Source organism: Dyella sp., from assembly GCF_051962475.1.
Taxonomy (GTDB): domain Bacteria; phylum Pseudomonadota; class Gammaproteobacteria; order Xanthomonadales; family Rhodanobacteraceae; genus Dyella_A.
The window spans coordinates 20747-39594 of the sequence record NZ_JBQCCF010000034.1; the positions used below are offsets into that span (position 1 = coordinate 20747).

Annotated in this window: 16 protein-coding genes; 9 read left to right on the forward strand and 7 right to left on the reverse strand. The window is 68.8% G+C overall.

The genetic code is table 11. The features are described from left to right. The first annotated feature begins 12 nt into the window (after positions 1–12). Together ACTHJF_RS07570 and mfd are read left to right on the forward strand one after the other, a co-directional pair. Entirely contained in the window at positions 13–630 is a 618-nt protein-coding gene (locus tag ACTHJF_RS07570; protein ID WP_440266587.1) for an N-acetyltransferase family protein, read from the forward strand. Between the two features lie 191 nt (positions 631–821). Then, positions 822–4478, forward strand: coding sequence for a transcription-repair coupling factor (gene mfd, locus ACTHJF_RS07575; protein ID WP_440266588.1), 3657 nt, complete (start codon positions 822–824; stop codon positions 4476–4478). A gap of 29 nt (positions 4479–4507) precedes the next feature. Here mfd and ACTHJF_RS07580 read toward each other — a convergent pair whose 3' ends face one another. The 3 genes from ACTHJF_RS07580 to egtB all read right to left on the reverse strand — a co-directional run bounded on the left by ACTHJF_RS07580 (position 4508) and on the right by egtB (position 7977). Then, positions 4508–5488: an NAD(P)/FAD-dependent oxidoreductase gene (locus ACTHJF_RS07580; protein ID WP_440266589.1), complete on the reverse strand. Its 981-nt coding sequence runs from the start codon at positions 5486–5488 to the stop codon at positions 4508–4510. Between the two features lie 273 nt (positions 5489–5761). Continuing rightward, positions 5762–6745 carry an L-histidine N(alpha)-methyltransferase gene (gene egtD, locus ACTHJF_RS07585; protein ID WP_440266590.1) on the reverse strand — a complete coding sequence of 328 codons (984 nt, stop codon included), beginning with the start codon at positions 6743–6745 and terminating at the stop codon, positions 5762–5764. Then, positions 6742–7977: an ergothioneine biosynthesis protein EgtB gene (egtB, locus tag ACTHJF_RS07590; RefSeq protein ID WP_440266591.1), complete on the reverse strand. Its 1236-nt coding sequence runs from the start codon at positions 7975–7977 to the stop codon at positions 6742–6744. Before egtB ends, egtD begins: the two co-directional genes overlap by 4 nt. Before the next feature lie 228 nt (positions 7978–8205). On the opposite strand from egtB, the gene ACTHJF_RS07595 reads away from it, so the two are divergent. Beyond that, the gene (locus ACTHJF_RS07595; RefSeq protein WP_440266592.1) at positions 8206–8649 is read left to right on the forward strand and encodes a DUF6491 family protein; all 444 of its coding nucleotides are present in this window, start codon (positions 8206–8208) and stop codon (positions 8647–8649) included. 75 nt (positions 8650–8724) lie between these two features. Here the strand turns inward: ACTHJF_RS07595 and ACTHJF_RS07600 are convergent, their stop codons facing one another. The 3 genes from ACTHJF_RS07600 to ACTHJF_RS07610 form a co-directional block, all read right to left on the reverse strand. After that, entirely contained in the window at positions 8725–9135 is a 411-nt protein-coding gene (locus ACTHJF_RS07600) for a hypothetical protein (RefSeq protein WP_440266593.1), read from the reverse strand. Between the two features lie 71 nt (positions 9136–9206). Beyond that, positions 9207–11396: a bifunctional 23S rRNA (guanine(2069)-N(7))-methyltransferase RlmK/23S rRNA (guanine(2445)-N(2))-methyltransferase RlmL gene (rlmKL, locus tag ACTHJF_RS07605; protein WP_440266594.1), complete on the reverse strand. Its 2190-nt coding sequence runs from the start codon at positions 11394–11396 to the stop codon at positions 9207–9209. Next, positions 11393–11920, reverse strand: a complete 528-nt coding sequence (locus ACTHJF_RS07610) for an alpha/beta hydrolase (protein ID WP_440266595.1) — start codon at positions 11918–11920, stop codon at positions 11393–11395. The genes rlmKL and ACTHJF_RS07610 overlap by 4 nt, the downstream gene beginning before the upstream one ends. Before the next feature lie 60 nt (positions 11921–11980). Here ACTHJF_RS07610 and ACTHJF_RS07615 point away from each other — a divergent pair, with 60 nt between their 5' ends. From ACTHJF_RS07615 to ACTHJF_RS07640, 6 genes are all read left to right on the forward strand, one after another. Continuing rightward, entirely contained in the window at positions 11981–12538 is a 558-nt protein-coding gene (locus ACTHJF_RS07615; RefSeq protein WP_440266596.1) for an N-acetylmuramoyl-L-alanine amidase, read from the forward strand. Between the two features lie 92 nt (positions 12539–12630). After that, positions 12631–13497: an acyl-CoA thioesterase II gene (gene tesB / locus ACTHJF_RS07620; protein WP_440256462.1), complete on the forward strand. Its 867-nt coding sequence runs from the start codon at positions 12631–12633 to the stop codon at positions 13495–13497. A gap of 19 nt (positions 13498–13516) precedes the next feature. Beyond that, complete coding sequence (locus tag ACTHJF_RS07625) at positions 13517–13909, forward strand: DUF2007 domain-containing protein (protein WP_431633870.1); 393 nt, start codon at positions 13517–13519, stop codon at positions 13907–13909. A 25-nt stretch (positions 13910–13934) separates the two neighbouring features. Next, complete coding sequence (locus ACTHJF_RS07630; protein ID WP_440266676.1) at positions 13935–14534, forward strand: biliverdin-producing heme oxygenase; 600 nt, start codon at positions 13935–13937, stop codon at positions 14532–14534. After that, positions 14531–16435 (forward strand): GAF domain-containing protein, encoded by a 1905-nt coding sequence (locus ACTHJF_RS07635; protein ID WP_440266597.1) that lies wholly within the window; start codon positions 14531–14533, stop codon positions 16433–16435. Before ACTHJF_RS07630 ends, ACTHJF_RS07635 begins: the two co-directional genes overlap by 4 nt. A gap of 33 nt (positions 16436–16468) precedes the next feature. Then, complete coding sequence (locus ACTHJF_RS07640) at positions 16469–17188, forward strand: arginyltransferase (RefSeq protein ID WP_440266598.1); 720 nt, start codon at positions 16469–16471, stop codon at positions 17186–17188. A 113-nt stretch (positions 17189–17301) separates the two neighbouring features. On the opposite strand, the gene ACTHJF_RS07645 is transcribed toward ACTHJF_RS07640, so the two are convergent. After that, complete coding sequence (locus ACTHJF_RS07645; RefSeq protein ID WP_440266599.1) at positions 17302–18813, reverse strand: FMN-binding glutamate synthase family protein; 1512 nt, start codon at positions 18811–18813, stop codon at positions 17302–17304. Positions 18814–18848 lie beyond the last annotated feature (35 nt).

Sequence of the window (18848 nt, forward strand, 5' to 3'; positions counted from 1 at the left end):
TAAAGTATGGACATGAACGCCCTGCCGATTCCGACCCTGATGCGCGCCGCCCCGTCGATGATCGTCCCGCCGCGTAGCCGTGAGCGTTTCGCACCCCGCCTGGAGGCCGTACCCGCGGCCAACGTGGGCGAGCCGGTGCGCACGCGCGATGGCCGCAACCTGTTCCTGCGCGGCATCCGTCCCGACGACGTGGCCGCCCTCAAGCGCTGCTTTACCCGGCTCTCGCCCGAAGACATCCGCCGCCGCTTCCTGCACGCGATGTCCGAGCTGCCCGAGCCGATGGCGCAGCGCCTGTGCAACATCGATCCGGCCGTGGAAACCGCCTTCGTGCTGATGGACGAAGCAGTAGAACCGGCCGAGATGCGCGGCGTGGGCCGCATCTACGTGGACGAGTCGGCCAACAGCGCCGAGTTCTCGGTACTGGTGGAGCACGACTGGGCCCGGCGTGGCCTGGGCGCCCTGCTCATGCAGCGTCTGGTGGACGATTGCCGGCGCCGCGGCCTGCACGAGATCTGGGGCTACGTGCTGATGGAGAACCGCCCCATGCTGGAGCTGTGCCGCGAGCTCGGTTTCCAGCGCCGCCCCGCCACCGACGAACCCGGCACCGCGCAGATCTCGCTCAAGCTCTAGCGGCTGCCTATTCCCGTTGTAGGAGCCCGCTCGCGGGCGATGCTCTTCGCCCTGGATCGAGATCAAAGCAAAAGCATCGCGCGCGAGCGGGCTCCTACAGGGGCGGTGGCTGCCGGCTCGGCGGCGGGGTCGCAGTACACTTGTGCGCTTTACCCGCGCGTTCCGCGCGTCGACGAGCCACGCGCCAGTCCATGCCCGATTCCAGCCCCACGATCTCCCACCCGCCGCTTCCCACCACGCCGCGCCAACGCCGCTTCTGGACACCGCCGCACGGCTCCGCCCGCGCGCTGCTGATCGCCGAGGCCGCGCGTTCGCACAACGGCCTGCTGGTGGCCGTCACGCGGGACACCCAGCGCGCCTCGACGCTGGAGGACGAGCTGAAGCTGTTTGCCGGCAACCTGCCGGTGCTGCATTTCCCGGACTGGGAAACCCTGCCCTACGACATCTTCAGCCCGCACTCGGAGATCGTCTCCCAGCGCATCGCCACGCTGTACCGGTTGCCGTCGGTGACGCGCGGCGTGCTGGTGGTACCGGTGGCCACGCTGATGCAGCGCATCGCCCCGCGCAGCCACATCACCGGCGCCGGACTGATGCTGGCCAAGGGCCAGAAACTGGACCTGCTCGCCGAACAGCGCCGGCTCGAGGCGGCCGGCTACCGCTACGTGCCGCAGGTGGCCGAGGCCGGCGACTTCGCCGTGCGCGGCGCGCTGATCGACATCTTCCCGATGGGTGCGGCCGAGCCGTACCGCATCGAGCTGTTCGACGACGAGGTGGAATCGATCCGCAGCTTCGACCCGGAGACCCAGCGCTCGCAGCAGCCGGTGGAGAAGGTGGAGCTGCTGCCCGGACGCGAGTTCCCGCTCACCGAGAACGCCGCCAAGGATTTCCGCACGCGCCTGCGCGAGCGCTTCCCGATCGACATCCGCCGCTGTCCGCTCTACCAGGACATGAAAGAGGGCGTGACGCCCGGCGGCATCGAGTACTACCTGCCGCTGTTCTTCGAGCAGACCGCCACGCTGTTCGACTACCTCGCCAGCGATGCGCTGTTCGTGCTGGGCGAAGGCGCCGGCGAGGCGGCCGAGCAGTTCTGGACGCAGACCGCCGAACGCTACGACCAGCGCGCGCACGATATCGAGCGTCCGGTGCTGCCGCCGGCCGAGCTGTACCTCTCGCCCGAGCAGCTGCGCGAGCAGTGGAACAAGCGCCTGCGCGTGGAGATCGTGCCCTCCGGCCACGAGCACAGCGTGGATGCCGGCACGCAGCCGGCGCCCGAGGTGGCGCTGAATCGCAAGGGCGAGGAGCCAGGTACGTCGCTCAAGCACTTTCTGGCCAGCTACAAGGGGCGTGTGCTGGTAGCTGCCGATTCGGCGGGACGGCGCGAGTCGCTGATCGAGCAGCTGGCGGCGGCGGGGATGAAGCCGGCGAACGTGGAGAGCTGGAGCGCATTCCTCGGGCTGGCCGGGACTGCTCCCTCTCCCCTGACGCAGTCGGGGGAGAGGGCTGGTGAGAGGGGGGCTTCTGGCTCCTCGTCCGAAAGCAAGAGCGGCCCCCTCACCCCAACCCTCTCCCCCGGCGTTGCCGGGGGAGAGGGAGTCCCGCCGCGCCAAGTCGGGGAAAAAGAGGCCGCATCGCGCAGGGCCGGGGGAGAGGGAGCGGGTGCGCGCTTCGCCATCACCATCGCCCCGCTGGAACAGGGCTTCGCGCTGACCAAACCCGCGATCACCGTGCTCACCGAGCGCGAGCTGTTCGGCGAGCGCGTGCGCAGCGAGCGCAAGCGTCGGCGCGGGCAGGCGCGCGATCCGGACACCATCATCCGCGACCTCACCGAGCTCTCGATCGGCTCGCCGATCGTGCACGTCGACCACGGTGTGGGCCGCTACCAGGGCCTGGAGTCGATGGAGCTCGGCGGCATGGAAGGCGAGTTCCTGATCATCGAGTACGCCAAGGGCGACAAGCTCTACGTGCCGGTGGCGCAGCTCGGCCTGGTCAGCCGCTACTCCGGCACGGCGCCAGAGCTGGCACCGCTGCATTCGCTGGGCGGCGATGCGTGGGAGCGCGCGCGCAAGAAGGCGGCCGAGAAGGTGCGCGACGTCGCTGCCGAGCTGCTGGCGATATACGCCCAGCGCGAGGCGCGCGGCGGCGAGTCGATGGCGGTGGATCGCCAGCTGGTGGAGGAGTTCGGCGCCAGCTTTCCGTTCGAGGAAACGCCAGACCAGGAGCAGGCGATCGACGCCGTTCTCGGCGACCTCGCCGCGCCGCGCGCGATGGACCGGGTGATCTGCGGCGACGTCGGCTTCGGCAAGACCGAAGTCGCGCTGCGCGCCGCGTTCGCCGCGGCCACCGCCGGCAAGCAGGTTGCGGTGCTGGTGCCGACCACCCTGCTCGCCCAGCAGCACTACCGCAACTTCGCCGACCGCTTCGCCGACTGGCCGGTGAAGGTGGACGTGCTCTCGCGCTTCCGCTCCACCAAGGAAGTGAACGAGGCGCTCAAGCGCCTTGCCGACGGCCAGATCGATGTGATCGTGGGCACCCACAAGCTGCTGCAGCCGGACATCAAGTTCAAGAATCTGGGCCTCGTCATCGTGGACGAGGAGCAGCGCTTCGGCGTGCGGCAGAAGGAGCAGTTGAAGAAGCTGCGCGCGGAGGTGGATCTGCTGACCATGACCGCCACGCCGATCCCGCGCACGCTGAACATGGCGATGGCCGGCCTGCGCGACCTGTCGCTGATCACCACGCCACCGGCGCATCGCATGGCGGTGCGTACCTTCGTGGCGGCATGGGACCCGGCGACGATCCGCGAGGCGTTCCAGCGCGAGCTGTCGCGCGGCGGCCAGGCGTACTTCCTGCACAACGAGGTCGACTCGATCGAGCGCACCGCGCGCGAGCTGCAGGAACTGATTCCCGAGGCGCGCATCGGCATCGCCCACGGCCAGATGCCGGAGCGCGAGCTGGAACAGGTGATGGCGGATTTCCACCGCCAGCGCTTCAACGTGCTGGTGTGCACCACGATCATCGAGACCGGCATCGACATCCCCACGGCCAACACCATCATCATCAACCGCGCCGATCGCTTCGGCCTGGCCCAGCTGCACCAGCTGCGCGGCCGCGTCGGTCGTTCGCATCACCGCGCCTATGCCTACCTGGTGGTGCCGGACCGCAAGTCGATGACGCCGGATGCCGAGAAGCGCCTGGAGGCGCTGGCCTCGCTGGAGGAACTGGGCGCCGGCTTCACCCTGGCCACTCACGACCTGGAGATCCGCGGCGCTGGCGAGCTGCTGGGCGACGAGCAGTCCGGCCAGATCCAGGAGATCGGCTTCGGCCTCTACACCGAGCTGCTCGACCGCGCCGTGCGCGCGCTGAAGAGCGGCAAGGTGCCGGACTTCGACCTCTCCTCCGAGCACGAGACCGAGGTGGAACTGCACCTGCCGGCGCTGATCCCGGACGACTACCTGCCCGACGTGCACGCCCGCCTGACGTTGTACAAGCGCATCGCCAGCGCCAAGAGCGACGACCACCTGCGCGATTTGCAGGTGGAGATGATCGACCGCTTCGGCCTGCTGCCCGAGCCGACCAAGCACCTGTTCGCACTGGCCACGCTCAAGCTGATGGCCACGCCGCTGGGCATCCGCAAGCTGGACTTCGGCCCGACCGGCGGGCGCATCCTGTTCCGCGAGAAGCCCGAGGTGGACCCGCTGCTGATCATCAAGCTGATCCAGAGCCTGCCGCGCGTCTACAAGCTCGAAGGACAGGACAAGCTCAAGGTCACGCTGGACCTTCCCGGCGCCACCGAGCGCATCCGCAGCGCGCAGGAAGTGCTGATCATGCTGGGCGCTCGCCGGCCTTCCTGAAGCGATCCGGCGAGGGCTTGTCGCCGCGGCTACCAGGCGGCGCCGATCGCCTGCGCCATCGCCAACCCGCTCTGGAACGCGCTTTCCACGCGCGCGCCGAGGCACCAGTCCCCGCCCACCCACAGGCGTCCGGACGCATCGGCGAGCATCGGCTGACCGAGTGGCCGCGTGGTCATCGCGTAACGCCAGCGATGGGCCTGGGCGAAGGCGATCGGCGGCAGTGCCACGCCCGTCCGTTCGGCCAGGGCCGACAGCATCAACGTCAGGACTTCGTCCGGCGCGTCCTCCAGATGCGCGGCGCTCCATTCCGGCGCGGCGTGGACGAGCCAGCGGTCGCGGTGGCCCACGAGTCCGCCGCGGCTGGATTGCCGGGCGATCCAGGCGATCGGGCCCGCGTCGAAGCGTGCCGCCTCGAACGACACGTCCAACGGCGCGTCGAAGGCGAGCATCGCCGCCCAGCAGGGTGCGATGTCGACGTGCTCCAGCGCATCAGTCAGCGGCGACACGCCAGCCAGCAGCGCGCGGGCCTGCGGGGCGGGCGCAGTGACGACGACGGCATCGAAGTGTTCGGCATGATCCTGTTCGGCCAGCTGCAGCTCCCACTGACCGGCGTGCCGGCGTAGCGCGCTTACGGTGGAACGCAGGCGAATATCCGGCGCGTCGGCCAGCGGCCGGACCAGCGCACTCATGCCGGAGGCTCCGATCCACCAGGTGTGCGCCGGCCGCGGAGCCTGCTCGGGCAGGCGCGGCGACCACGCGACGGCCGCGCCGGCTTGCTGCAGGTTTGCCAGCAGATCGACAAAGGCCGGATCACGAGCCGTCACGAACTGCGCGCCGTGGTCGTAGGCATCGCCATGGTCGGTGCGGCGCGTGGCGAGGCGCCCGCCGATGCCGCGGCTCTTCTCGAAGATCACCGGCGACAGGCCCCGCTGGCGCAGCTGGTACGCGCAGGTGAGGCCGGCTGTGCCGGCACCGATAATGGCGATGCGGGGAGATGCGTGGTCGGACATGCGACAGGCCAGGGAATGACAGGCGAGTGTGGCACCGCCGTCATGGGGCGGGAATGCGGCCAGACGTTGCAGGGGCGGGACGGAATGAGCTGTCGCTGCGCGCGGACGATCGATGCCCTACACCGCGTGCAGCCGGACCATGCGCCCAAGATGCCTGTCGTCGGAAACGAGCCGGCACTTCGCGCCGCGCATCCCGTGCGGCGTCGGACTGCGTCCGCCGCCGGCCCTCAGCGGCCGGCCGTCACGTGGTCGAGGCAAACGTTTGCGGCACCGTCAGCTGGTTGCGCCCGCGCGCACCAGATATTGCACGCTGAACATCTCTTCGGGATCGAGCCACACGTTGCGCACTTCCAGGCCCGCCCGATGGGCCAGTGCGGCGAAATCTTCGAGCGAGTACTTGCAGCTGTATTCCACCTGCATCGCCTCCCCCTCACGGAAACGCACCAGCTGGCGGCCGACGCTGACGCTCTGCTCGGCGGTGGACACGATGTGCGTTTCGATGCGCCCAGCCATCGGGTTGTAGCGCGCGCGATGGCGGAAGCGGCCGAGATTGAAATCGCTGCCGGTGGCGCGGTTCACGTGGGCCAGCATGTTGAGAGTGAATTCGGCGGTGACGCCCGCCGCGTCGTTGTACGCCGCCTCCAGCACGGCGACATCCTTCTTGAGGTCGACACCGATCAGGATGCCGCCGCGCTCCCCCATTTCGCCACGCATCTTGCGCAGCAGCGTGGCCGCTTCGGCGGCATCGAAGTTGCCGATGGTGGAGCCGGGGAAATAGATCACCGTGCGCCGCGCACCGCGCGGCGAGACCGGCAGGCGCAGGCCCTTGGTGAAGTCCGCGCACAGGGGCTGCACCGGCACCTGCGGGAACCGGGCGGTGAGGCGCTGCACACTCTGGCGCAGCGGCTCGGGCGATATCTCCACCGGTACGTAGGCCACCGGCGCGGCGAGATGCTGCAGCAGGATGTCGGTCTTGATCGCGTGGCCGCTGCCGTATTCGACGAGGCGCACGTCCGGCCCCAGCGCCTGCGCGATCTGCGAGCCGTGCGACTGCATCAGCGCGATCTCGCAGCGGGTGAGGTAGTACTCCGGCTGCTCGCAGATTTGCTCGAACAGGTGCGAGCCGCGCTCGTCGTAGAACAGCCACGAAGGCAGCCGCTTGGGGCTGGCGCGCAGGCCGCGCTGGACGATCTCCAGCACGAGGTTGTCCGGCGGGCGACGGTCGTCGTCGCGAAGATCCGCTACTTGTGAATTCATCGATCGTGTCCCAGTCGAATCCCTGCGAACTGCCAGCGGGCGTGAGGTGGAAAGAAGTTGCGGTAGCTTGCCCGCACGTGGTCGCACGGCGTGACACAGCTGCCGCCGCGTAGCACCCACTGCCCGTTCATGAATTTGCCGTTGTACTCGCCCAGCGAGCCGGGCAGCGGCTGGAAACCGGGGTAGCTGACGTAGGGCGAGGCGGTCCACTCCCACACGTCGCCGAACATCTGCAGCAGCCCCTCGTCGCCCGATGCCGGCTGCGGATGCAGATGGCCGCTGTCCTGCAAATTTCCCCGCACCGGCAAGGCCGCAGCGGCCGATTCCCACTCGGCCTCGGTCGGCAGACGCGCACCGGCCCAGCGGGCGAAGGCGTCGGCTTCGAAATAGCTCAGATGGCATACCGGCGAGGCCGGGTCGAGCGCGGTCACGCCGTGCAGGGTGAATTCGCTGGCCAGGCCCGGCTGCCAATAGATCGGCTTTTCCCAGCCTTCCGCCTGCACCGTGGCCCAGCCGTCGGAGAGCCAGAGGCCCGGTTCGCGATAGCCGCCGTCGTGCACGAAGGCGAGGTACTCGGCGTTGGTCACCAGGCGATGGGCCAGTGCGTGCGGCTGCAGCAGGGCGCGGTGGCGCGGCGTCTCGTTGTCGAAAGTGAAACCGCCACCGGCATGGCCGATCTCGACGATGCCCTCGCGCCCCGTCACCCAGCGCATCGGCGCGGCAGGCGCCGCTGCCGGGCCGCGCGAAGGCTCGCCGTACGCGGGCAGCAGCGGGTTGCACCACAGCGCGTGCTTGATATCGGTGAGCAGCAGCTCCTGATGCTGTTGTTCGTGGTTCAAGCCCAGCTCCACCAGCGTGGCAAGTTCCGGATCGTCGCCGGTCGAGAGCTGTTCGCTCACCGCCTCGTCGACGTAACGTCGGTAATCGAGCACCTCGGCCAGCGAGGGGCGCGACAGCAGGCCGCGACGTGGCCGGGCATGCATGGGCCCGACCGACTGGTAGTAGGAATTGAACAGCACCATCCACTCGGGCCGCCGCGGGGCGTGGCCGGGACGACGCGACAGCACGAACTGCTCGAAGAACCAGGTGGTGTGGGCGAGGTGCCATTTGCCCGGACTGGCATCGGGCATCGACTGCACCATCATGTCTTCAGCGCTCAGCGGTGCGCTGAGCGATACCGTGCGCTGTCGGACGGCCTGGAAGCGCGGTAGGAGATCGGCCGCGATGGCCATGGGAGCTACGTTCACGCGGCGCCCCCGGAAAATGACGACAGCAGATCCATCATGGGGCGGCGAGAGCGCGCGAGCATGCGAAGGGCTGGTAACGGGAACAGCGTCCGATGTTGCCGCAGCATTCGTTCAGATCCTGTGATACGCCGATGGCAGATAGTGATTCCAGGCCAGCTGTGCAAGGTCCCGGCCGCGCTCGCCGGATCCAACAACCCGATGACGAGGTGAACCATGAAAGTGCCCGTTTCCGCCCTGCTGCTGTCCCTGTTGGTGACCGCCGCCGCGGCCAGCGCCGCCACGGCCCCACAGGCACGCACGCCGATCAAGCCGATCGGCGACTGCATTCGCATTGATCAGATCAACGAGTGGCACATCGTCGACAATCGCACCGCCACCGTCCGCACCGGGCCGAAGCGTTATCGCGTCAACCTGCAGAGCGACTGCCCGCGGCTGGGCCTGGGGCCGGCAGGCCTGATCTTCCGGCCCAACCCGTCCAACCAGGCCCTGGGCGACAGCCGCATCTGCGGCGAAGTCGGCGAGACGGTGCGCTCGCACGAGCAGCCGCCGTGCGCGATCCAGTCGGTGCAGATCATCGATAAGGCCGAGTTCGATCGCCTGTCGGCCAAGGCACGGCGCAGCGGCAGCGCGGCCGACCAGCCCACGCGCAAGCCCTGAGCTTTCGGCGGCGCCTGCGTGCAAAGAAAAAGCCCGGTCTGTGCCGGGCTTTTTCTTTGGAATCGTTCGCCGCGATCAGTCGCCGTAGTAGCCGTCGTCGCGCACGTAGCGGGTGGGGTAGCCGTCGTCGTAGACCACGGTGCGCGTTTCCACCACGCGGCGCTCCACGACTGGGCGATCTTCGTAGATCACCGTGCGCGGGCGGGCGTAGACCACCGGGCGGTCGTAATAGACCGGGCGCGGATTGACCGCCGCATCGACCAGACCCACCACCGCACCGGCAACGATCGCACCGGCGATCCAGCGTCCGCCACTCCAGTAGCCACCGTGGTGGTAACCGCCGTGGTAACCGCCGTAGTAGCCACCGCCGTGATAACCACGATAGCCGCCATGATGACCCCAGCCCCCGGCAGTCGCGCTGAGTGGTAACGAGAGCGCCGAGGCCGTCATCAGGGCGAGTGCTGCGATCTTGCCTTTGCTGTTCATGCGGGTCACCACCTGTGTGCGTCTATGCGTGGTGAATGCTCGGCTTCACCGACTTAATGCGCACTGAAACCTTACCGACGTTTGATCCTGGCGGTATCCCACGGGTTCACGTCGCTCGCTACCGCATGCGGACGCAGCAGCCAGCAGCCGTGGATGTCGGCGCGGCGCGCGAAATCGAACGGGATGCTGGGGGCGGTCCAGTCCTCGATGGTGAATCGTTCTTCCAGCGCCGCACGATCCAGCGCGAAGCGGCGGAAGTTGTTGGAGAACACGATCACGCCGTCGTTCGCCAGCCGGTCACCGCAGGCCATGAGCAGGGCGAGGTGATCGCGCTGTACGTCGAAATCCTCGGCGCGCTTGGAGTTGGAGAAGGTCGGTGGATCGACGTAGATCACCCCGTAGCGATCGCGCTCGCCGCGCAGGAACTCCATGGCGTCGGCCTGGATCAGCTTGTGCATGCTGCCGGTGAAGCCGTTCAGCGCGAGGTTGCGCGAGGCCCAGTCGAGATACGTGGCCGACAGATCCACGCTGGTGGTGTCGCGCGCGCCGCCGGCCGCCGCGTAGACGCTGGCGGTGGCGGTGTAGGCGAACAGGTTGAGGAAACGCCGGCCCTTGGCCAGCTCGCGCAACCGCGCGCGCACCAGCCGGTGGTCGATGAACAGGCCGGTGTCGAGGTAGTCGGTGAGGTTGACCAGGAACTTCAGGCCGCCCTCCTCCACCTCGACGAATTCGCCGCGCTGGTCGAACTGGCCGTACTTGGAACCGCCCTTGCCGCGCTCGCGCGTCTTCAGCGCGATGCGCTCGCGCGGCAGGCCGAACACCTCGCCCGCCACGCGGGTGATCTCGCGCATGCGCGTGCGCGCCGTCTCCACTGGGATCTCCACCGGCGCGCGGTATTCCTGGATGTGCAGCCAGGTGTCTCCCGCCGCGTTGGCGTAGACGTCGATGGCGGCGGCGTACTCGGGCAGGTCCTGGTCATAGGCGCGCCAGCAGTGGATGCCCTCGCGCTGCAGCCGCTTGCGCAGGTGTTTGAGGTTCTTTTCCAGCCGGTTCTTCAGCATCTGCGCGCCGGGCGACAGCGGCTTGGACTCGTGCGGCATCGCCTCGCGCGCGTGCAGCTCGAAGATCAGCAGCACGGTTTCCAGCGCGCCGTTGTAGAGCGTGTATTTCTTTTCGGCGCGCAGCGGCATGGCGCGGCCCAGCTCCACGTCGCCGGCCAGCACAGCGGCGCGCCAGCCGGTGAAGCGGGCACGCAGCGTTTCGCCCAGCGCGCGATACAGCGGCGGCATCTGCTCGCGCTCGCCCAGGCGCTCGCCGTAGGGAGGATTGGTGATCACCAGGCCGCGCGGCACGCCCGGCGGCGGCGCCACGTGCAGGGCGTCGTGGCGATCCAGCGTGAAGAAGCCGGCGACGCCCGCTTCCTGTGCGTTGCGCTTGGCGGTCTGCACCATGCGCGGGTCCGAATCGGAACCGAAGAAGCACGAGCGCAGCGCGCGCAGGCCGGCCTCGGCGCGCTGCGTGGCCTCCTCGTGCAGGCGCTTCCACAGCGCGATGTCGTGCTGCGCCCAGCCGAGAAAGCCGAAGTATTCGCGGTGCAGGCCCGGCGCCACGTCGGCGGCCATCCAGGCGCCTTCGATGAGCAGCGTGCCGGAGCCGCACATCGGGTCGAGCAGCGCGCCGCCCTCGGCGTAGATCTGCGGCCAGCCCGCGCGCAGCAGCATCGCGGCGGCGAGGTTTTCCTTCAGCGGCGCCTCGCCCTGCAGCTCGCGCCAGCCGCGGCGATGCAGCGGGCTGCCGGAGAGATCCAGCGACAGCGTGGCGCGATCGCGGCGCAGGCGCACGTTGATGCGCACGTCCGGCTCGTCGGTATCCACGCTGGGACGCTCGCCGTCGCGCTGGCGGAACTGGTCGACCACGGCATCCTTCACCCGCTGGGCGAGGTACTGGCTGTGGGTGAGCTTGCTCAGCGTGGTGTGCGCGTCCACCGCCAGCGTGGCGTGGCTGGCGAGATGGGTCGACCAGTCGATCGATTGCACGCCGGCATACAGCGCCTCGTCGGTCGCCGCGTCGAACTCGCCCAGCGGCAGCAGCACGCGGCTGGCCAGCCGCGACCACAGGCAGGCGCGGTAGGCGGTTTCCAGCGTGCCGGAAAAGTGCACACCGGCGACCGTCTCGCGCACGTCTTGTGCACCGAGCGCGGCCAGTTCGTCCTTGAGCAGGTATTCCAGGCCCTTGGGGCAGCTGGAGAAGAAAGCCGTCATGCGCGCGCCGCCAGCTGGTCGAGGAACAGCCGGAACTGGCCGACGATGGCGTCGACGCTGGCGCCCAGGCGATGGTCGTCGTCGAGGATCAGCAGCGGCAGTTGGCGTCGGGCGGCGAAGGTGTACATGTCGTCCAGCGGGCACAGCTCGTCGCGCCAGCCGTGAATCAGCACGGTGGGCACGTCGGGGGTGACGTCGAAATCGACCTCGCAGCCGGGGATGCTCTCCGGCGTCGCCAGCAGGAACAGGCCGGCGACCGGGTGCTCCAGCGAGGCCAGCCCGGAGACGAACGCGCCCATGCTCGAACCCACCAGCACCGGCGGCGCCGGCTGCGCCTCGATCGCGGCACGCAGGCGGGCCAGCCGGGCTGGCACGGAACCGGCGTAGCCGAGCGCGTCGTCCTCGCGGTAATCGGGGCGCAGCGTGGTCCAGCCCAGCGATTCGGCGAGCGCGGCCAGCGCGCTGACCTTGGTGGCGTCGGGGCCGGAATCGGAACCGTGCGAGAGGATGATCGGGCTGCGCATGGCGGCTCCTGGGCGGGGCGGGCCGTCCATGATACCCGGCGCCGTGCGAGACTTTCGCCCATGCCGCCACTGATCCACGACCATCCCCTGCCCTACGTCGACCGCCTTGCCGCACGCCCGGCCGACGCGGTGACCCTGGCGGTGATCCACTGCACCGAGCTGCCGGACCTCGCCACCGCGCGCGAATACGGCGAACGGGTGCAGCACGAGAGTGGCACCGGCAACAGCGGGCATTACTACATCGACCGCGACGGCCGCATCGAGCGCTACGTGCCCGGCACCCGCGTGGCGCACCACGTGCGCGGCTGCAACCCGCATTCCATCGGCATCGAGCTGGTGAACCTGGGGCGCTACCCGCACTGGTGGGATTCACGCCAGCAGACGATGACCGAGCCGTACCCGGACGTGCAGATCGCCGCGCTGGTGGACCTGCTGGCCCAGCTGCGGCGCGAGTTTCCGGCGCTGCGGGAAATCGCCGGGCACGAGGACCTGGACACCGCGCGGATGCCCGCCAGCGACGATCCCTCGCTGGAAGTGGCGCGTAAGCTGGATCCGGGGCCGCTGTTTCCATGGGAAGCGGTGCTGGCCAGGTGCGGGTTGCGGCGAATTCGCGCCTGACGAGTCGCTGCCGGCGTCGGGCACTCGCCAGAATGTCCATCACCCGGCCCCGCTATAATCGCCGGCTCACTTCATCACCTATCGAGCAGCCCATGCGCGAGGAACACGTCCAGGAACTGGTCGACCTGCTGGACCTGGAGCGGCTGGAAGACAACCTGTTCCGCGGCCAGAGCCGCGACATCGGCACGCGTTTCGTGTTCGGTGGCCAGGTGCTCGGGCAGGCGCTGTCCGCCGCACAGCGCACGGTGGACCCGCGCCGCGAGGCGCATTCGCTGCACGCCTACTTCCTGCGCGCCGGCGACATCGACGCACCGATCGTCTACAGCGTGGAGCGCACCCGCGACGGCGGCACGTTTTCCTCGCGCCGGGTGGTGGCGATCCAGCACGGCCAGCCGATCCTCAACGGCTCGATCTCGTTCCAGGAGCCGGAAAAGGGCTTCGAGCACCAGACCTCGATGCCCGAAGTACCGGCACCGGACGACGTGGAGCCGATGCGCCACCTGTCGCCCGAGGAGCTCGCCCGCCTGCCGGTGAAGCTGCAACGCTGGTTGGGCATCGACGGCCCGTTCGAGTTCCGCCAAGTGTGGCCGCGCGACGATCTGCACCCGGTCAAGCGCCCACCGATCCAGCACATCTGGTTCCGCCTCACCGCGCCGATCAGCGACTCGGCGATCCTGCACCGCGCCCTGCTGGCCTACGCCTCGGACTTCCACCTGATCGGTACCGCCACGCTGCCGCACGGCATCTCGTACATGACCCACAACGTGCAGATGGCCAGCCTGGATCACGCGCTGTGGTTCCACCGCCCGTTCCGCGTGGACGAATGGCTGCTGTACTCGTTCGACAGCCCCACCGCGCAGGGTTCGCGCGGCCTGGCGCGCGGGCAGATCTTCAGCCGCGACGGCCGCCTCGTTGCCTCCACCGCGCAGGAAGGCCTGATCCGCCTGCGCGACAGCTGATCACCGACGGACCCGCACCATGCGCCAGCTCTACACCTCGCCGCACCAGCCCAACATCGACCGCCTGGTCGCCCTGCTCGGCGAGCACGGCATCGAGTGCCAGGTGCAGAACGTCTCGCGCTGGAACCGACGCGCGCACCAGCGCTTCAGCTACATCCAGCAGCGCGAGAGCCGCGAGCAATGGCCGCAGGTGTGGGTGACCCACGCCGACGACTACACCCGCGCCCGCGAGCTGCTGAAGGAGATCGGCATCGATCCGGTGATCCGTCATGGCGATGCGCTGGCCGCGGCGCGCAACCCTTCGCCCATCAACCAGCGCCAGCACACCGTCACGCGCGTGCGTCGCATCGTGCTGCTCTCGGTGGGCGGTGCGGTGGTGCTGCTGATGCTGCGCTACATGGGCCTGATCTAGGCGTTTGGCGCCCGTCACCCGCTGCATGCCGCCCGGCCCTCCACCCGCTCATCGCCAACTGCGCGACGCCACCCGCCACGAGCATGCTGCCGCCGAACGCACGGCGGTGATGCAGACGCTGCTGAATGGCCAGCTGGACGCCGCCGCCTACGGGCGGCTGCTGCTGGGCCAGTACGCCCTGCACCGCGCGTGGGAAACCGAGCGCGCCGCGTGGCTGCACGGCGAACTGGCCGATGCGGGCTGGTATTACGCCAGCCGAAGTGAATCGCTGGCGCGCGACCTCGCTGACTGGGGGCTGTCTCGTGAAGATGAACCGCTCCCGCTCGCTTGCGCCTCTCATTCACAGGTCGTTGGCGGCTCCTCCGCATCATGGGGCGAGCTCTATGTGATCGAGGGCTCGGCGCTCGGCGGCCAGATCCTGCTCCGCCTGTTGGAGAAGCGCTTCCCCGGACACGCCCATCACTTCTTCCGCCTTGGCCAGGAGGCCGGCCGCGGAACCTGGAGGACGTTTCAGTCGATGCTAGACCACCAACTCTCCCAGCTCGACCAGCAGCAAGCGGCTATCGCCGCTGCCCGCGCCATGTTTGGACGTGCCCAGCGCATGCTGGAGGCGGTGCGTGCATGACGGCGCCGCTGACGCCCCCGGCGCCGGTTGACCTGGAGGCCTGCGCGCGCGAACCGATCCACCTTCCCGGTTCCATCCAGCCCCACGGCGTGCTGCTGGCGGTCGATGTTTCGAGCGGCCTCGTGACCCAAGCCAGCGCCAACGCCTCCGAGGTGATCGGCCTACCCCTGGACCAGATCCTGGGCGCGCCGTGGCCGTCGCTGATCGGCTTTGATCGCCTGCCGGAGGATGACGGTACACCATCGCACACCGGCTGGGTGCCCGTGCAGTTCTCACGGCGCGAGCAGCCGCTCGAAGCGAGCTGGGTGGCAGCCATGCACCGCTACGAGCAGCACAGCCTGATCGAACTGGCTCCGCACGCGGCGCGGTTCGACGAAGACCCGCTGCGCCGGAGCTACGAACTGGGTCGCCAGCTCGAAGCCGACCGCAGCATCGACGCCGCCGCGGCGCGCGTGGCGCGCAGCCTGCGCAACCTGCTCGGCTACGACCGGGTGATGATCTACCGCTTTGACCGAGACTGGAACGGCGAAGTGATCGCCGAGTCGCTGCGCCGTGGGCTGGAACCGTATCTGGGCCTGCACTACCCGGCCACCGACATCCCGGCACAGGCGCGCGCGCTGTACCTGCGCAACCGCGTGCGCGGCATCAGCGACGTGCGCTATACGCCCAGCCCGATCGTGCCGACCGACGATCCCCGCACCGGTCAGCCGCTGGATCTGAGCGATGTCTCGCTGCGCAGCGTGTCGCCGGTGCATCTGGAGTACCTGTCCAACATGGGTGTCACCGGCACCCTGGTGGCTTCGATCATCGTCAACGGCCGGCTGTGGGGGCTGATCTCCTGCCACCACTACGCACCGCGCTATGCCGACCACGACATGCGCGAGCTGGCCGACGGCGCCGCCAGTGCCCTGGCGATGCGCATTGGTGCGCTGCAGGAAGTGGAGAAGGAAGAACTGGAAAGCAGCCTGCTGACCGTGCGCGAAAAGCTGATCACCGCCTTCAGCGAGAACGAGCAGATCAGCGCCGCGCGCCTGGGCGAACTTGCGCCGCAGTTGCTGGAGGTAGTGGATGCCGATGGCGTGGCGATCTTCGCCGGCGACGAGCTGATCACCCATGGCCACGTGCCGTCGCCGGAGGGCCTGGTCCGCATCCGGACTGCCGTTGCACCGGCCAGCGCCGATCACGATGCGATCAGCGGCGTACTGCACACCGCCGCGCTGGGCGAGCGGTTCCCGGCCCTGGCCGACCTGGCGCCCAAGGCCGCCGGCATCATCTTCATGCCGCTGGCGCCGGACGCGCACAGCGCGATCATGTGGACGCGGCGAGAGATGGTCCAGGACGTGCGCTGGGGCGGTAATCCGCACCTGTCCAAACTGGAGACCATTCCCGGCGCGCGCCTGTCACCCCGACAGAGCTTCGCCGCGTGGCAGGAAACCGTGCGCGGCCGCTCGCGCCTGTGGACCTCTGCCCACCTGGAATCGGCGCGCAGCCTGCGCGTGCTGATCGAGCTGATGGAGCGCAAGCACTACCAGCGCCACCTGGCCCTGCTGGGCGCCTCGCTGGAGCGCGTACGCGAAAGCGTGCTGATCATGCAGGCCGGTCACCGGCCGTGGCATGCCGCGCCCATCACCTTCAGCAACAGTCGCCTGGCCGGGCGCCTGGGCCGCACGCCCGAGGCGCTGTCCGGCCTGCCAGTATCGGAACTGCTGCACGATACCGGCCCGCACGACGATACGCTGGAGCGGATCCAGCGCGATCTGGATGCCCATCAGCAAGCCATGCTGGGTGTGCAACTGACCCACGCCGACGGCAGCGCGCTCGCCGTTCGCCTGGCCATCGAACCGGTGCGCGATGCCCAGGGCCAGCTCACCCACTGGCTGGCGATCGATCACAACGATTGATCCGCGGCGCCCACGCAGGCATAGAATCGGGGCATGCGCTCCGAACGCGTCCGCCTGTTCCAGACCCTGCCCCACGCCTGCGGCTATTTCGCCGAGCGCACGGCGCAGAACCTGGTGATCGACCCGGCGGCCCCGCAGCTGGACCAGCTGTACGGGCCGGCGCTGGAGCGCGGCTTTCGCCGTGCTGGCGGGCATCTGTACTTTCCCAGCTGCCCGCAGTGCAAGGCGTGCACGCCGTGCCGCATCGACGTGGCGAACTTCGTAGCGAACCGCGCGCAGAAGCGTTGCCTCAAGCGTAACGCGGACCTCAGCCTGGTCGAGTGCATCCCCGGCTACAACGCCGAGCGGCACGCGCTGTACGAGCGCTACCTGCGCACGCGCCACGCCGGCGGTGGCATGGACGAGGCCGAAGCCAGCGACTTCCGCCGCTTCCTCACCGCGCCGTGGAGCCCCACGCTGTTCCTGGAATTCCGCGAAGGCGCGCGTCTGCTCGGGGTGTCCGTCACCGACGTCTGCCTCACCGGCGTGTCGGCCGTCTACACGTTCTTCGATCCGGATGAGGCGGCGCGCAGCCTGGGCACCTGGGCGATCCTGCAACAGGTGGAACTGGCCCGCCGCCGCGGCATTCCGTGGGTCTACCTGGGCTTCTGGATCGAGGGCCACCCGAAGATGGATTACAAGCGCCGCTTCCAGCCGCTGCAGGTGCGCGGACCGGACGGCTGGCAGCCGATGCAAGAGAACGAGGCACTGTAGGAGCGCACCCTGTGCGCGAACGCTTAGGCGCTTTGATGTGTCGATCGGGAGCAAGAGCATTCGCGCACAGAGCCTGCCCCGGACTCGATCCGGGGGTGCGCTCCTACCGGGGTTTATCCGCGTGTCGCCGGCTCCGGGTAGGGAAACAGCTTCTCCAGCGGAATGGAGACACCTTCGTCCCCCATCACGCGGCAGTGGCTGCGGTCGAGTTCGCGTGGATCGTCCAGCCCGCAGCTGTGCGCGATGATGCCCACTTCGTGCATCACGTTCTTCGCGTAGTGGTACACCTTCTCGCTCTTGTCGCTGACCACCAGCCCGCGCTGCAGCCGCGGGTTCTGCGTGGTGATGCCGGTGGGACAGGTGTTGCGGTTGCACTGCAGTGACTGGATGCAGCCCAGCGCCAGCATGAAGCCGCGTGCGGAGTTGACGAAGTCCGCGCCCATCGACATCGCCCAGGCCACGTCGTAGGCGGTGATGCACTTGCCCGAGCAGATCACCTTGATGCGCTCGCGCAGGCCGCGCGCGATCAGCGTGTTGACTAGCTCCGGCAGCGCCTCGCGCAGCGGCAGGCCGACACCTTCCATCAGCGTCTGCGGCGCGGCGCCGGTGCCGCCTTCGGCGCCGTCGACGATGATGAAATCCGGCGCGCTCTCGACGCCGCGGCGGTCGACCTCGTCGCACAGCTGGCCGATCCAGCGCATGTCGCCGAATACCGCCTTGAAGCCGGTCGGCTTGCCGGTGAGCTCACGTATGTGCGCGATGGCGTCCATCAGCTGCGCCACGTTGGCGATGTCGAGATGCCGGTTCGGGCTCTGCGAATCCTGCCCCTCGGGAATGCCGCGGATCGCCGCGATCTCCGGCGTCACCTTGGCCGCCGGCAGCAGGCCGCCCATGCCCGGCTTGGCGCCCTGGCCGAGCTTGATGCTGACCATCTTCACCTGCTTGTGCGCGCAGATCGCGGTGAGCTTGTCGTCGTCCAGACGGCCATCGGGCGTGCGCACGCCGTACTTGGCCGTACCGATCTCAAACACGATGTCGCAACCGCCTTCGAGGTGATACGGCGCCAGGCCACCCTCACCGGTGTCCATCCAGATGCCGGCCCGCGCCGCGCCGATCGACAGCGCCCGCACCGCCGGCGCCGACAGCGCACCGAAACTCATCGCCGAGATATTGAAGAACGCGGCGTGGTCGTACGGCTCGCGCGCGTATGGCCCGATCCGCAGCGGCTTGGGCTCCACGTGGTGGTCGCCCAGCGCCGGGAACGCGGCGTTGACGAAGAACGGCACGCCCTCGGCACGCAGGTCGCGGGTGGAGCCGAAGGCGTTGGTGTTCTCGGCATTCTTCGCCGCGCGATACACCCACACTCGCTCGGCGCGATTGAACGGCAGCTCTTCGCGATCGCTGGAAAACAGGTACTGGCGGAAGAACTCGCCCAGCCGCAGGAAGCCGTAGCGGAAGTGCCCGATCACCGGAAAATTGCGCAGCACCGAGTTGGACGTCTGGTTGCGGTCGACGAACCAGGTCACCAGTACCAGCGCCACGCCCATGGCGAGCAGCAGCAGGAACAGCGCGGCGAACACCTGCACCACCACGATCAGCCAATGTGCGAATCCGGATGTCTCCATGCCCTGCTCTCTCCCGTCGTGGATCGTGTGATGGC